At 72.9% G+C, this 13107-nt stretch carries 13 protein-coding genes; 7 read left to right on the top strand and 6 right to left on the bottom strand.

Annotated features, from left to right (window positions below):
* Positions 1–82: 82 nt before the first annotated feature.
* The 3 genes from ACFRQN_RS08015 to ACFRQN_RS08005 form a co-directional block, all read right to left on the bottom strand.
* Positions 83–1027, bottom strand: a complete 945-nt coding sequence (locus tag ACFRQN_RS08015) for a metallophosphoesterase (RefSeq protein WP_049658238.1) — start codon at positions 1025–1027, stop codon at positions 83–85.
* Positions 1027–1737 (bottom strand): CGNR zinc finger domain-containing protein, encoded by a 711-nt coding sequence (locus tag ACFRQN_RS08010; protein ID WP_380739118.1) that lies wholly within the window; start codon positions 1735–1737, stop codon positions 1027–1029. Before ACFRQN_RS08010 ends, ACFRQN_RS08015 begins: the two co-directional genes overlap by 1 nt.
* A 163-nt stretch (positions 1738–1900) precedes the next feature.
* Positions 1901–3166: a helix-turn-helix domain-containing protein gene (locus ACFRQN_RS08005; protein ID WP_255357465.1), complete on the bottom strand. Its 1266-nt coding sequence runs from the start codon at positions 3164–3166 to the stop codon at positions 1901–1903.
* Positions 3167–3982: 816 nt separating this feature from the next.
* Between ACFRQN_RS08005 and ACFRQN_RS08000 the strand changes: the two genes are divergently transcribed.
* Entirely contained in the window at positions 3983–4435 is a 453-nt protein-coding gene (locus ACFRQN_RS08000; RefSeq protein WP_049658244.1) for a GatB/YqeY domain-containing protein, read from the top strand.
* Between the two features lie 167 nt (positions 4436–4602).
* Here the strand turns inward: ACFRQN_RS08000 and ACFRQN_RS07995 are convergent, their stop codons facing one another.
* Positions 4603–6894 carry a transglycosylase domain-containing protein gene (locus ACFRQN_RS07995; protein WP_380739116.1) on the bottom strand — a complete coding sequence of 764 codons (2292 nt, stop codon included), beginning with the start codon at positions 6892–6894 and terminating at the stop codon, positions 4603–4605.
* Positions 6895–7395: 501 nt separating this feature from the next.
* Between ACFRQN_RS07995 and ACFRQN_RS07990 the strand changes: the two genes are divergently transcribed.
* Positions 7396–7719, top strand: coding sequence for a WhiB family transcriptional regulator (locus ACFRQN_RS07990; RefSeq protein ID WP_030240986.1), 324 nt, complete (start codon positions 7396–7398; stop codon positions 7717–7719).
* Positions 7720–7846: 127 nt separating this feature from the next.
* Here ACFRQN_RS07990 and ACFRQN_RS07985 read toward each other — a convergent pair whose 3' ends face one another.
* Entirely contained in the window at positions 7847–9016 is a 1170-nt protein-coding gene (locus ACFRQN_RS07985; protein WP_049656832.1) for an ArsA family ATPase, read from the bottom strand.
* A complete protein-coding gene (locus ACFRQN_RS07980) occupies positions 9013–10086 on the bottom strand; it encodes an ArsA-related P-loop ATPase (RefSeq protein ID WP_049656834.1) in 1074 nt (357 codons plus the stop codon). The genes ACFRQN_RS07985 and ACFRQN_RS07980 overlap by 4 nt, the downstream gene beginning before the upstream one ends.
* Positions 10087–10298: 212 nt before the next feature.
* Here ACFRQN_RS07980 and ACFRQN_RS07975 point away from each other — a divergent pair, with 212 nt between their 5' ends.
* The 5 genes from ACFRQN_RS07975 (at position 10299) to ACFRQN_RS07955 (ending at position 13024) form a co-directional block, all read left to right on the top strand.
* Positions 10299–10457 carry a DUF4177 domain-containing protein gene (locus ACFRQN_RS07975; RefSeq protein WP_094743074.1) on the top strand — a complete coding sequence of 53 codons (159 nt, stop codon included), beginning with the start codon at positions 10299–10301 and terminating at the stop codon, positions 10455–10457.
* Entirely contained in the window at positions 10454–10921 is a 468-nt protein-coding gene (locus ACFRQN_RS07970) for a RidA family protein (protein WP_049656835.1), read from the top strand. The genes ACFRQN_RS07975 and ACFRQN_RS07970 overlap by 4 nt, the downstream gene beginning before the upstream one ends.
* A 115-nt stretch (positions 10922–11036) precedes the next feature.
* Positions 11037–11903 carry an NUDIX hydrolase gene (locus ACFRQN_RS07965; RefSeq protein ID WP_380739113.1) on the top strand — a complete coding sequence of 289 codons (867 nt, stop codon included), beginning with the start codon at positions 11037–11039 and terminating at the stop codon, positions 11901–11903.
* A 117-nt stretch (positions 11904–12020) separates the two neighbouring features.
* The gene (locus ACFRQN_RS07960) at positions 12021–12194 is read left to right on the top strand and encodes a hypothetical protein (protein WP_158077682.1); all 174 of its coding nucleotides are present in this window, start codon (positions 12021–12023) and stop codon (positions 12192–12194) included.
* Positions 12191–13024 carry an MBL fold metallo-hydrolase gene (locus ACFRQN_RS07955; RefSeq protein ID WP_380739111.1) on the top strand — a complete coding sequence of 278 codons (834 nt, stop codon included), beginning with the start codon at positions 12191–12193 and terminating at the stop codon, positions 13022–13024. The genes ACFRQN_RS07960 and ACFRQN_RS07955 overlap by 4 nt, the downstream gene beginning before the upstream one ends.
* The last annotated feature ends 83 nt before the right edge of the window (positions 13025–13107 follow it).

Below are 13107 nucleotides of genomic sequence, written 5' to 3'. Positions count from 1 at the left end.
CCGTCTCCTTCGCGACGAGTAGAACTCTACCGGACGCTCGCCGAGACACGAAATCCGGTTTCGAGCGGGCGTCCGGTGGGGGTCAGCGGGCTGCCGGGACGAGGGTGAGGAGGGTGGCCTCGGGGGGGCAGGCGAAGCGGACGGGGGTGTAGCGGTTGGTGCCGCAGCCGGCCGAGACGTGGAGGTGGGAGCGGTGGCCGCCGGCGGTGTGGGTGGAGAGGCCCTTGACCCGGCGGGTGTCGATGTCGCAGTTGGTGACCAGGGCGCCGTAGAAGGGGATGCAGAGCTGGCCGCCGTGGGTGTGGCCGGCCAGGATCAGCGGGTAGCGGTCGGCGGTGAAGGCGTCGAGGACGCGCAGGTAGGGCGCGTGGACGACGGCGAGGGAGAGGTCGGCGTCGGGGGACGGGCCGCCGGCGACCTCGCTGTAGCGGTCGCGCCGGATGTGCGGGTCGTCGAGGCCGGTGAACTCCAGGTCGAGCCCGTTCACGGTGAGCCGGCCGCGGGTGTTGGTGAGGTCGAGCCAGCCGGCCGCGTCGAAGCCGTCGCGGAGCTTCTCCCAGGGGTTGTGGACGGCGCCGGTGATGCCGCGGCGGGCGGTGCCGTCGGGGTTGTTCATGCCGTGGGCGCCGCTGCGCATGGCCTGGAGGTAGCGGGCCGGGTTCTTGCGGGCCGGGCCGTAGTAGTCGTTGGAGCCGAAGACGTAGACGCCGGGGAACTCCATGAGCGGTCCGAGCGCGTCGAGGGTGGCCGGGACGCCGAGCGGGTCGGAGAGGTTGTCGCCGGTGTTGACCACCAGGTCGGGGCGCAGGCCGGCCAGGCTCTTCAGCCAGCGCTGCTTCTTGCCCTGCCCGCTCACCATGTGGATGTCGGACACCTGGAGGACCCGGATCGGGCGGGCGCCGCGCGGGAGGACGGGGACCTCGATCCGGCGGAGGCGGAAGGCCCGGACCTCGTACCCGACGGAGTAGGCGAGACAGGCGGCGCCGGTGGCGGCGATGCCGAGGGGAACGGAGTACAGCGGTCGCATCAGCCCATGCTCTCAGACGGTCGATCAGCCTGTGTACGCCCGGAGTCGGGGGTGGGGGCGGTGGTCGGCGGGGCCTCCTCGGAGTCCCGGCGGGCGCGTAGCGCGCGGACCTTGTGGCGGTTGCCGCAGCGCTCCATGGAGCACCAGCGGCGCCGGCCCGGCCGCGAGGTGTCGACGAAGATCAGTTGGCAGTTGTCGGCGCCGCATTCCCGGACCCGGTCCGCGTACGGGCCGGTGAGCAGGGCGATGGCGTCCCGGGCGAGGGTGGAGACCAGCTGGGCCCCGTCGGCGGGCAGCGGGGCGGCCGCGGTGCCGTCGGGGGCGATCCGGGGGACCAGCGGCGGGTGCTCGGCGGCCCGGTTGAGGACGGCGTGGTCCGCGGGCGTGCCCCGGCCGCCGTGGGCGCGGGCGGCGGCCAGGCGCCAGAGGGCGTCGCGCAGGGTGCGGGCGGCGGCGAGCTGGGCGGGGGAGATCCGTACGGCGTCGGCGGGCAGTCGCAGCCGGGACGGCGGGAGCCAGGCGGCGAGGTCGGCGGGCCGGTGCAGCACCTCGTACCGGGCGTACGGGCCGGGGCCGCCGGTGGTGAGCAGTTCCAGGCAGAGGGCGCCGGGGTCGAAGTGGAAGCGGCCGCCCCCGGGGGTGGTGAGGAGCAGCCCGGGCGGGGTGGCGGGCGGCCCGTCGGCGGCGCTGCGGCTGGCTGCGTCGGTCATGCGGCCCAGGATAGGTGTAACCGGGATGAAGGGTTACGGGCCGGGAGGGCGGACTACCAGGCGGGGGCGGCGGTCGACCGCGGCGAGCTGACCCGCGCTCAGAAAGCCCGCGCCGCCCGTGCCAGGAGCACTGCTCCAGGCACGGGCGGCACGGGGCCGGCCCTCAGGCCGGGATGGCGTTGACGTACTCGCGCATCATCCGGGGCACCCGGTACGCGTACTGGTGGCCGCGCTTCACCTGGACGACGGAGAAGTCGACCAGCTCGGCCAGCACGTCGAGGTTGCGGGAGGGCTCCCGGCCGCCGTCGACCGGCTGCTGCCGGACGTCGTCGATGGAGAACTCCTCGGGGAACCGGGAGAACCGTCTGAGCGCCCGGCGCTGCCGTTCGTCGAGGAGTCCGTACGCCCAGGCGAGGCTGCGGTGCAGCGAGCGGTGGTGGGAGAGCCCGCCGACCTCCTCCTGGCCGAGGATCGGGAGCACCCGGCACTCGTCCACCAGGACGTGCAGGGGCACCGAGCGCATCCGGACGGCGGCGTTCTCGATCGCGAGCGCCAGGCCGCCGAGGCGTCGGCAGAGCTCGACCACCTGCGGCATCTGGTCGCCGAGGTCGAGCGTCGGGACGACCGAGTGCACCCGGCGGCAGAACAGTTCGGCGGCGGGCGGGCAGCCGTAGGGGCCGTCCGGGTGGTCGACCGACAGCGGCGCCACCTCCCACAGGTCGGCCGGGACCCCGGCGGGCGCCCGCAGCGAGGTGATCATGATGTGGAGCGCCGGGTGCCGCGCCAGCAGCGCCCTGACCTGCCGGGCCACCGTGTCGATGACGTGCTCGGCGTTGTCGACGACGAGCAGCAGCTGCGGCTCGGGGTCGGTCCGCGGGTCGCGGCCGACGCCCCGCAGGAGGGTGTCGAGCGCGCGCTGGGCCTGGGCCGAGGCGGCGGCGGGGTCGACGGCCTCGGGGGTGACCGAGCCGAGCTCCAGGACCGCGACGCCGTCCCGGAAGCGGTCCAGCAGGTGGGCGGCGGAGTCCAGCGCCAGCCGGGTCTTGCCGACCCCGGCCGGTCCGGTGAGCACCAGCGGGCGGCCCGGCCGCAGGGCGGTCACGACGTGCAGCAGGTCGGCCTGGCGGCCGACGGTGACGTCCGTCTTGGGCCGCAGCCCCTGCCACCGCGCGTTGTCCGGGAGTTCGGCGACGCGGACCGGCGGTCCGGGCTCCGGCCGGGCGGGCAGCAGCCCGGCCGGGGCGCCCGCCTGGACGGCGTGGGAGAGCAGGGGGTCGTCCCGGTTGGTCGCCGCGGAGAACAGCGCGCCCACCAGGAGTTCCACGGAACTGCGCCGCGGATTCCTGATGGCGCCGGTTTCCAGATTACGAATGGTGCGGACGCTGACGGTGGAGTGTTCGGCTAATTGCTCCTGGCTCCATCCGACCATCTTCCGTTGGGTTACCAACATCGAGCGAAGCTGATTGTTGTCCATTCCCCCGCGCTTCCTGCTGTCGTGAGCAGAATAAAAGTCAGAAATCAGTGCGCCGTGCTGCGGCGCCAATCACTCCGAAAAACGATCGCCGTCGGCCGTCCGGCGGAGCGCAGGCGTGAGCGCCCGCGCCGACCGGGACCGCAGGGCGCCCGGGCCGCAAGGTGTCAGGGTTGCAGGGCGCCTGGCCGGCAGTGTGTCAGTGCCGTGGAATAATGAATCGGGGACGTGGTGACGGTTTGTCGCGGCTGATCGTGGCGGCCTTCGGCGATGATTCGGGGATGATTCGACGGTGAGGTGACCGCCGCCTTCGGGCTGCTCGGGCGACGCGCGAACGAGTGTACTACGCGGACTATTTTCGGCGAAGCGGTCGCAGTGTTCGATGTACCCCTGCGGAACCGGCAACTTCGCTCCGGAACAGGCAGTTCTCGGCATTTCGGCCGAGAATGTGCGGGCATTATCGGCCACCTTGGCCGAATCCCGTCGTCCGTTCCCGGCCGGGGGCATCGATTGTTCACGGACTCGACCGCCGCCCGTTCCCGGGCCGGACCGTTTCCCTGACCGTTTCCCGGGCTGCTTCCCCGGCTGCTTCCCGGGTCGGACGGCTACCGCCCGCCCCGCCGCGCCCACAGCCGTCAGCGGGGCGGCAGCGGCGCGCCGACGGGCGACGGGCGGCTGTACTTGTCGGGGATACTCGTTCAACTGCGGAAACCCCGGTGGATGCCCACGGGAAACCGGTTGAGCCCACCCACAGCCGAAGGATAAGAAGAGGAAATGACAACGCTCAAGGAGCAGCTGCACGAGGACCTCACGGCTGCCATCAGGGAACGGGACGAACTGCGCTCGTCCACCATCCGGCTCACGCTGTCCGCCGTCACCAGCGAGGAGGTGGCGGGCAAGCAGAAGCGCGAGCTGTCCGACGCCGACGTGCTGAAGGTGATCGGCCGCGAGGCGAAGAAGCGCCGGGAGGCGGCCGAGGCCTTCGGGAACGCCGGCCGGACGGAGCAGGCGGCCCGGGAGCTGGCCGAGGGCGAGGTGCTGGCGGGCTACCTGCCCAAGCAGCTCTCCGACGAGGAGCTGGCCGCGATCGTGGCGGCCGCCGTGGCCGAGAGCGGCGCGACCGGCCCCCAGGCGATGGGCGCCGTCATGAAGCTGGTGAAGCCCAAGGTCGACGGTCTGGCCGAGGGCAGCCGGGTCGCCGCCGCCGTGAAGGCCGCCCTGGTCTGAGCCGCGGCTCAGACCAGGGCCCGCCCCGGGCCGTCCAGGGTCGAACCCCGGGCGGCCCCGGCCCCGCCCCCTGGTGCCCCGGCAGCACGCCGAAGGGGCGCCCTCCGCACTGGAGGGCGCCCCTTCGGCATGTTCCGCGGCGCGGGTCACCCCGCCGGGAGGGCGGGTCAGCCGTTCCCGTTGCCGCCGCCGTGGCGGCCGCCGTTCCCGTTCCCGGGGCCGGGCGGGAAGGTGAACCCGCCGGGGAAGCCGCCGGGCAGCCCGCCGGGCAGACCGCCGGCCTGGTTGCCGGGCAGCCCGCCGGGCTGGCCCGGGTTGCCGCCCTGCTGCGGCGGCGGGGGGTTGCCGGCCGGCGGCTGCTGGGCGTTCGGGTCGGTGGCCGGCGGGGTGGTGCCCGGCGGGGGAGTGGCCGGCTGCGGGTCCGGGATGTTGGCGGTCTGGATCGGCTCCACGGGCGTGCCCTTGAGCGCCTGGTTCATCGCCAGCTGCCAGATCGGGCCGGGGCCGTCGGCGCCGAAGACCTCGGGGAAGTACTTGCCGCCGATGGTGATGTTCTTCATCTTGACGCCGCCGGCCGGGCCGCCGAGCCAGACCGAGGTGGCCAGCGACGGGGTGTAGCCGCTGAACCAGGCGGCCTTCTTCTCGTCGGTGGTACCGGTCTTGCCCGCGATCTTGCGGCCGTCGTCGAGGCCGAGGGAGGCCGCGGTGCCCTTCTCGGTGACGTTGAGCAGGACGGCGTTGAGCGAGTCGGCGGTCTGCTCGGAGAAGGCCTGGCTGCACTGGGACTGCGGGACGGGGACGTCCTTGCCGTCGACCGTGGTGATCTTGTTGATCGCGATCGGGGTGCAGTACTTGCCGCGGGCGGCGAAGGTCGCGTAGACGTTCGCCATGGTCAGCGGGGAGAGCTCCAGGGTGCCGAGGACCATCGAGGGCACCTCCTGGAAGGCGTCGCCCTTGGCGGACTGGGTGATGCCCAGCTTGTTCGCCATCTGCTTCATCGCGCAGAGGCCGACCTGCTGCTCCATCTGCACGAAGTAGGTGTTGACCGAGCGGGCCATCGCCTCCTTCAGCTGGTACGGCCCGACCTCGCTGTCCTGCTCGTTCTTCACCGTCTCCTTGGGCTTGACGGTGTTCTTCCAGGTGCCCGAGCAGGTGGACATCTGGGGGTACTCGATCTTGTTCTCGGACGGGAACGCCTGGGTGTTCGACATGCCCGACTCCAGCGCCGCCGCGGCCAGGATCGGCTTGAAGGTGGAGCCGGTCTGGAAGCCGTTGCCGCCGCCCATGGCCGCGTCCACGTTGAGGTTGACGACGGTCTGGTTCTTGTTCGGGTCCAGGCCGTACGGGCGGGTCTGGGCCATCGCCAGGATCTTGCCGCTGCCCGGCTCCATCATGGTCGCAGCGGCCGACACCGGGTCGGTCACGTTGACCTTCTTGGTGACGGCGTTCTGGGCGGCGGCCTGCTTGTCCGGGTCCAGCGTGGTGTAGATGTTCAGGCCGCCGGTGTTCCACAGCTTCTTGCGCTCGTCGGCGCTCTTGCCGAAGGCCGGGTCCTGCTTGACCACGTGGCGCACGTAGTCGCAGAAGAAGCCCATGCCGGCCTGGGCGGTGATGCAGCCGTTCTGCGGGTCCTTGTACTTCAGACCCAGCGGGGCGGCCTTCGCCTCCTTCGCCTGGTCGGCGGTGATGTGCTTGTTCTCCAGCATCTTGTCGATCACGACGTTGCGGCGCTTGAGCGTGTTCTCGGGGTAGCGCACCGGGTCGTACTGCGACGGGTTCTGGACCACGCCGGCCAGGGTGGCGGCCTCGGCGACGGTGAGGTCCTTGTTGTTCTTGCTGAAGTAGCGCTGGGAGGCGGCCTCGACCCCGTAGGCCTGGTGGCCGTAGAAGGTGATGTTGAGGTAGTTGGTGAGGATCTGATCCTTGCTCAGGTCCTCCTCCAGCTTGATGGCGACCTTGAGCTCCTGGATCTTGCGGCCCAGGGTCTTGCGCTGGGCCTCCAGGACGGCCGCCTGGTCGTCGCCGGCCTTCTCCACGTTGACGTTCTTCACGTACTGCTGGGTCAGCGTGGAGGCGCCCTGGGAGGCGGTGCCGCTCTCCGCGTTCTTGCTGATCGCCCGGAGGACGCCCTTGAGGTCGACGGCGCCGTGCTCGTAGAAGCGGGCGTCCTCGATGTCGACCTGGGCGTGCCGCATGAACGGCGACATCTGGTCCGCGGTGATGACGGTGCGGTCGCGCTCGTAGACCTTGGCGATCAGGCCGCCCTTGGCGTCGAAGATCTGCGTCGCCTGGGTGAGCGGCGGGGTCTTGAAGTCGTCGGGGATGTTGGCGAAGCTCTCCGCCGTGTCCTTGGCGGTCAGCCCGATGGCGCCGACGGCGGGCAGGGCGAGGCCTGCCAGCAGGACTCCGGAGAGCACGCTGACGCCCAGGAACTTCACGCCGTTGCCGGCGTGCTCCATCGGGGATCCGCCGGTCCGGCCGCGCGGAGCTCCGGTGTTGCCTGGGGGCTGGGTTGCCTGGGGGCGCTTCGGTGCCATGGGGAGAACCCTACGTCGCGGATTCCCGCACACCGGGGCAGGTGTTCGCCTAGGCTTGTCACAAGCTTGCGACAGCTTCGGTGCGTCAACATCGTTCACTCTTGTGGGCGAGAAGACTTGCCCGAATTACCCGCTGATGTCCGGGTTTTGAGGCAGCTGTGGCCTGCTGTGCCGGTGTGGTCGGTCGCACTCAGTGACGACTCCTGTGGCGAGAGTGGGGGTTTCGCTCTTGGCAAGGTGTGCGACCTGCGATCACTCCAACGAGTGAGCTGATCGCCACCCATAGTCCAATTGGGTCATTCGAGATTGAGCCCGAAGGGGCTGTTGCAAGCTGTCGTTCTTCCGTAACGTCCTCAACTGGCAACGGTGAATATGCCGTTGCCGCCGTGGGGGAGCCTCGATACGGGAGAGGACGGCGCCGGCATGGGCTGGGTTGACGACTGGAGTGCGCAGGCCGCCTGCCGCACGAGTGATCCGGACGAACTGTTCGTCCAGGGGGCGGCACAGAACCGCGCGAAGGCGGTGTGCAGCGGCTGCCCCGTCCGGACCGAGTGCCTCGCGGACGCCCTGGACAACCGGGTGGAGTTCGGGGTGTGGGGCGGGATGACGGAGCGCGAGCGCCGGGCGCTGCTGCGCCGCCGCCCGACCGTCATCTCGTGGCGGAGGCTGCTGGAGACGGCGCGCACCGAGTACGAGGAGTCCCTCGCGACCGGGGTGATACTGACGGACTACGCCCAGGCGGGCTGAGCCCGGCCGCACCACGCGGCCCGGGCCGGTCGGCCCCGCGGACGGGGGGCCGTGCCGCGCAGGGCCGGTGACCGCGCCGGGTTGTACCGCGCGGGGTCGGTGACCGCACCGGGTGGTACCGCGCGGGCTAGACCGCGCCGTTGAGCCGGTCCCCGATGGCCCGCAGCCCGTCCAGGTCGTGCACGTCGCCCGGCAGCGCCGGCACCTCCACGATCGGCACGTCCGGGTACACCGAGACGAAGCGGTCGCGGGTACGGCGTTCGCGCCCCATGATCTGCATCCGCTCGGCGTGCAGCCGCAGCAGCCCGGCCGCGAGCAGCTCGGCCTCGGGCGAGGCGTGCTCCGAGCCGTTCTCCTCCAGGGCCTCGGCGGCCGCCAGCGCCCGTTCCGCGGTGAGCTGCGGTGCGCCCGTGCCGTGCACCCGGTTGAGCACCAGCCCGGCCAGCGGCATCCGGTCCGCGGCCAGCCGGTCCACGAAGTACGCCGCCTCGCGCAGCGCGTCCCGCTCCGGCGCCGCCACCACCAGGAACGCCGTACCCGGCGCCTTGAGCAGCTGGTACGTGCGGTCCGCGCGCTCCCGGAAGCCGCCGAACATCGAGTCCATCGCGCTGACGAAGGTCTGCACGTCGGTGAGCAGCTGGGCGCCGAAGATCTTGCCCAGGGTGCCGGTGAGCAGGCCCATCCCGGCGTTCAGGAAGCGCATCGCGCTGCGGCCGCCGACCTTGGCCGGGGCGGTGAGGATCCGGATCACCCGGCCGTCCAGGAAGGACCCGAGCCGGTTGGGCGCGTCCAGGAAGTCCAGCGCCGAGCGGGACGGCGGGGTGTCCACGACGATCAGGTCCCACTCCTCGGCGGCGCGCAGCTGCCCGAGCTTCTCCATCGCCATGTACTCCTGGGTGCCGGCGAAGCCGGCCGACAGGGACTGGTAGAAGGGGTTCTCCATGATCGCCCGGGCCCGTTCGGGCTCGGCGTGGGCCAGCACGACCTCGTCGAAGGTCCGCTTCATGTCCAGCATCATGGCCTGGAGCTCGCCGGTGCCGTTCACCCCCTTGACCACCCGGGGGGTGTTGTCGAGCTCGGTCAGGCCCATCGACTGGGCGAGCCGGCGGGCCGGGTCGATGGTCAGCACCACGACCTTGCGGCCGCGCTCGGCCGCCCGCAGGCCGAGGGCCGCGGCGGTGGTGGTCTTGCCGACGCCGCCGGAGCCGCAGCAGACGATGATCCTGGTCTTCGGGTCGTCGATCAGCTCGTCCACCGCGAGCCGCCGTCCGGTGCTCCGCACCCCGTTCGAGGTCATGCCGCCCCCTGCCGCTTCAGTTCGCCCGCCAGCCGGTACAGCCCGCCGAGGTCCACGCCCTCGCCCAGCAGCGGCAGTTCGTACGTCGGGAGCCGCAGCTGCTGGATGTCGGCGCGCTGCGCGCGCTCCAGCTCGACCCGCTCGGCGTGCTCCCTGGCCTGCTCCAGCAGCGGGTCGAGCAGCGGCTCCACCGCCGCCCGGACCTTCTCCCCGGTGCGGGTGCGGCCGCCGAGTCCGGCCTCGCCGAGCGCCAGGGCGACCTCCTCGCGGTGGTCCCCGTCCACCGCGGCCACCGCCGCCGCGTCCAGCACCGGCGGCCGGACCATGTTGACCATCACCCCGCCCACCGGGAGCCTCGCCTCGCGCAGCTCCGCGATGCCGTCGACCGTCTCCTGCACCGGCATCTCCTCCAGCAGGGTGACCAGGTGCACCGCGGTCTCCGGTGACTTCAGCACCCGCATCACGGCCTGCGCCTGGGTGTGTATCGGGCCGATCCGGGCCAGCCCGGCGACCTCGGCGTTGACGTTCAGGAACCGGGTCAGCCGCCCGGTCGGCGGGGCGTCCATCACCACCGCGTCGTAGCGCCGCCGGCCGTCCGGGTCCTTGCGCCTGGTCGCCTCGCAGGCCTTGCCGGTGAGCAGGACGTCCCGTACGCCGGGCGCGATGGTGGTGGCGAAGTCGACGAAGCCGACCTTCTGGAGGGCCTTCCCGGCCCGGCCGAGCTTGTAGAACATCTCCAGGTACTCCAGCAGCGCCAGCTCGGTGTCGATCGCCAGCGCGAAGACCTCGCCGGGCCCGCCCTCCGCGGCCGGCAGCCCGAGCTGGGCGCGGGAGACCGAGGCGATCCGGCGCTCCTCGTACGGGAGCGCGGCGATCCCGAAGAGCTCGGCGACGCCCTGCCGGCCCTCGACCTCGATCAGCAGCACCCGTCCGCCGTCGGCGGCGAGGGCCAGGGCCAGTGCCGCGGCCAGCGTGGTCTTCCCGGTGCCGCCCTTGCCGCTGACCACGTGCAGCCGGACGCCCTCCCAGTCGGGGTCGCGCCGGGCCGCCTGGCCGGGGGTGCGTGCCACGCTCCGTCTCCGTCCGTCTCCGTCCTACGGGCGTCCCCTCCTGACGAGGGTGCCCCTCGCCAGGGTGCCCTCCCGCGAGGGTAACCAGGGAGCGCACCGGATGCCCGGAGCACCTGGGCCGTCAGGCCGGATCATGCCCTGTTTGTGCCCCACCTCACACGCCTCGCGGCGGGCGGCGCGGATCGCCGCGACGGCTCGTCTAGAGTCTGGCCATGACCAAGTGGGAATACATGACGGCGCCCCTGCTGGTGCACGCGACCAAGCAGATCCTGGACAACTTCGGCGAGGACGGCTGGGAGCTCGTCCAGGTCGTGCCCGGCCCGAACCCGGAGCAGCTGGTGGCCTACTTCAAGCGGGAGAAGAACGCATGAGCAAGGTCGAGTCGAAGCTCGCCGAGCTGGGCCTGACCCTGCCGGAGGTGGCCGCCCCGGTCGCCGCCTACGTCCCGGCCCTGCGGACCGGCGACCTCGTGTTCACCTCCGGCCAGCTCCCGGTCGTCGGCGGCAAGCTGCCGAGCACCGGCAAGGTCGGTGCCGAGGTGTCCCCGGAGGAGGCCAAGGACCTCGCGCGGATCTGCGCGCTGAACGCCCTGGCCGCCGTGAAGTCGGTGATCGGCGACCTCGACCAGGTCGAGCAGGTCGTCAAGGTCGTCGGCTTCGTCGCCGCCGCCCCCGACTTCATCGGCGTCCCGGCCGTTGTCAACGGCGCCAGCGAGCTGCTCGGCGCGGTGCTCGGCGAGGCGGGCGTGCACGCCCGCAGCGCCGTCGGCGTCGCGGTGCTGCCGCTGGACTCCCCGGTCGAGGTCGAGATCCTGGTGCGGGTCAAGAGCGCCTGAGCGTGATCACGGAGGCGGGGCCGGGCTCGTCCGGCCCCGCCTCTGCGGTGTCCGGGTGGGCCCGATCCACTCGTGAGCCTGGCGGGAATCGTCGGGCACGCCCTAGCATCCGGGCATGGACCATCGAGCGACGACGCTGCCGATGCCGCCCGGCTGGCCCGCCCGGATCCGGGCGGTCGAATCCGGCGCGGTGACCCCGCCGGTGCCCAGGGCCGCCGCGACCGTCGTGCTGCTGCGCGACGCCGCCGAGGGGCCGGAGGCCTACCTGCTGCGCAGGCGCACCTCGATGGCTTTCGCGGCCGGGATGTACGCCTACCCGGGCGGCGGGGTGGACCCGCGGGACGCCGAGGTCGAGCCGGGCTGGGCCGGTCCGTCGCCCGAGGAGTGGGCCCGGCGGCTCGGGGTGGACGCCCGGACGGCGCGGGCGGTGGTCTGCGCGGCCGTCCGCGAGACCTTCGAGGAGGCCGGCGTGCTGCTGGCCGGCCCGGACGCCGACAGCGTCGCCGCGCCGCGCGACTGGTCCGCCGAGCGGGCCGCGCTGGAGGCCCACGAGCTGTCCTTCGCCGAGTTCCTCCGCGACCACGGGCTGGTGCTGCGCAGCGACCTGCTGGGCGGCTGGGCCCGCTGGATCACCCCGGAGTTCGAGGAACGGCGCTACGACACCTGGTTCTTCGTCGCCGCGCTGCCGGCCGGCCAGCGCGCGGCCCTGGAGGTTGGCGAGGCCGACCGGGTCGCCTGGCTGACCCCGGCCGAGGCGGTGCGGGGCCACCGGGAGGGCCGCTACGGCATGCTGCCGCCGACCGTGACGGTGCTGCGCGAGCTGTCGTCGGTACGGACCGCCGCCGAGGCCTTGGCCGCGGCCGCCGACCGCCCGCTGGCGCCGGTCCTGGGCCGGGCCGAGGTCCGCGGCGCCCGTCTGACGGTCCGCTGGCCCGGCTACGAGGAACTGACCATCGACGGGGAGTTCCCCGAGGGGTCCTGAGCGTTCCACCGACGGGGACCGGTCGTACGAGCCGTACGGTCGGCGCGCTCCGCACGACCCGCACGACCTGCACGACCCGACCTTGCCGTACCGACGCAGAGAAAGGACCGACGCCCGATGACCCACGACGACGTGGCTCGCCGGACGGCACCCGAGCTGCCCGCCCGCCGCCTGAACCCCCGTGACCTCGCCTGCGACAGCCAGGTCCCGTTCGTCGAGGTGGCGCAGCGCGCCCTCGTCCGGGCGCTGCCGTTGCGGGCCCTGCACCGGCACGTCGGAGGCGGTCGGTGAGCGGACTCCTGCCGGGCGGCCCCGCCGCCGCCGTCGGCGGCGAGGCCACCCCTCGGGCGCTGTGCGTGCTGGCACCGAACCCGTCGCCGATGACGCTGGACGGCACCAACACCTGGCTGCTCTCCGAGCCGGGCTCGGACCTCGCGGTGGTGATCGACCCGGGCCCGCTGCACGAGGGGCACCTGCGCCGGGTGGTCGACCTCGCGGAGGAACGGGGCAAGCGGATCGCGCTGACCCTGCTCACCCACGGCCACGCCGACCACTCCGAGGGCGCGGCCCGCTTCGCCGAGCTGACCGGGAGCGAGGTACGGGCCCTGGACCCGGCGCACCGGCTGGGCTCGGAGGGCCTGGTCGGCGGCCAGCGCCTGGACGTCGGCGGCCTGGACCTGCGGGTGGTGGCCACCCCGGGGCACACCTCGGACTCGCTGACCTTCCACCTGCCGGACGACGGCGCGGTGCTCACCGGCGACACCGTGCTCGGCCGCGGCACCACGATGGTCGCGCACCCCGACGGCCGGCTCGGCGACTACCTGGACTCGCTGCGCCACCTGCACACCATGGCCTCCCAGCACGGCGTGCGGACCGTGCTGCCGGGCCACGGCCCGGTGCTCGCGGACGCGCTCGGCGCCGTCGACTACTACCTGGCCCACCGGGCGTCGCGGCTCGCCCAGGTGGAGACCGCGGTCGAGGCGGGCTGCCGGAGCGCCTCCGAGGTGGTGGCCCGGGTCTACGCCGACGTGGACCGGGCGCTCTGGCCGGCCGCCGAGCTGTCGGTGCGGGCCCAGCTGGACTACCTGGAGGAGCACGGGCTGATCCAGAGCGCCGACTGACGCGGCGGACGCGTAGGGCCCGGTGAACGCGTAGGGCCCGGTGGAGGCGGGAGGGGGCCGCCCGGGAGGGCGGGGCCCGGGCC

The sequence above is a fragment of the Kitasatospora sp. NPDC056800 genome, assembly GCF_042789775.1.
In the GTDB taxonomy this organism is placed as follows: Bacteria; Actinomycetota; Actinomycetes; order Streptomycetales; family Streptomycetaceae; genus Kitasatospora.
Note: the sequence above shows the minus strand (reverse complement) of the source record. Positions and strands in the feature narration are given on the sequence as shown.